At 61.1% G+C, this 1,099-nt stretch carries 1 protein-coding gene; it reads right to left on the bottom strand.

Going from position 1 to position 1,099, the window contains the following annotated elements:
• The coding region (locus XI05_RS08985) for an ISAs1 family transposase (RefSeq protein ID WP_271500722.1) at positions 1-996 on the bottom strand (996 nt) is incomplete at its 3' end.
• Between the last annotated feature and the right edge of the window lie 103 nt (positions 997-1,099).

Raw genomic sequence — 1,099 nt, 5'->3', positions numbered from 1 at the left:
GACGTTGAGGGCAAGCCGTCTGAGCACGGCAAGGTTGGCCGGACCGTTGTCCTTGCGATTGCGGGCCAGGTCCTCGTCGAGGATGACATCGAGCGGCCAGTGCAGGCCGTTCTCGATGGTCCAATGGGTGCGAACGATGCGCAGAACCTGCGTGCGACTGTAGTTTTGGCTCATCAGGAAGTAGCGTTCGACGGCTTTGTCGTTCCCCCGCTTGCTCCTGATCCGCCCGACTGCCTTGAGGCCAGGAAAGTTATGTTTCTGGGCCATGTCTTTGACGGGCACGACAAGCGCGCTGCGCTTTTCTTTTCGCCCATGGTCTGCATCCGTGGTGACGACCGGCTTCTGGCCCTTGCGCGTGGCTGCGGCAATCGCCGCCTTGGCGTCAGCCAACAGCGCGGGCTGGTTCTCCTTCACGGCCAGCACGTAATCGCCGCCCCGCGACACGATCTTTTCGGCCATGCCGCGGTGGCAATGCAGTGCATCCGCCGTCACTACGCAGCCTTTGAGTTGCAAGAGTTCGAGCAGTTGCAGAGCGCCGAGAGCTTCGTTGTTGTTCGGCGCCAGAACATTGGCCAACGCCATACGCGTCTGCGCCGCCCAGGCCGTCACCATGACCGGCGGCATGTGGCTTTTGCCGCTCTCGTACCCCCGCCGCAGCGCCTTGCCGTCCAACGCGATCACGCCTTGTGGCTGTGCAATCTTCGCACCTTGAGCGAAAGCCTCCATAAAGCGTCGGAATGCCGCCTCGAACGCTTTTGGATCGAGCATGCGGAACACACGGCTGAACGTGTCATGGCTCGGCAATCCGTGCTTAAGCACCAGCACGTCCCGCCAAAGATAAGCCTTCAGCCGCGCAAACAGCGCCATGTCGGTGCAACTCGTCGCTCCGCACAACGTGGCCATCAGGGCGATGAACAAAAGCTCCGTCAAGTCGTGCAGCGCATTGTCCGCACGCGGGTCGGGCAGCTCTTCGAAGCACTCCGAGAATCGATCCATCGGTCGCTCCTTCCAACTCCAGGAGCCACCTTCAGAATCGATTTCTCTCCAAATCGCAATGCCTTAGGATCACATGCGATTCCCCTGCCCTCCAGGGGAGGGT

The organism is Bradyrhizobium sp. CCBAU 11357 (genome assembly GCF_028128865.1).
Taxonomy (GTDB): Bacteria; Pseudomonadota; Alphaproteobacteria; order Rhizobiales; family Xanthobacteraceae; genus Bradyrhizobium.
The sequence above is the reverse complement of the archived record's forward strand: the minus strand, read 5'-3'. Positions and strand labels throughout refer to the sequence as shown.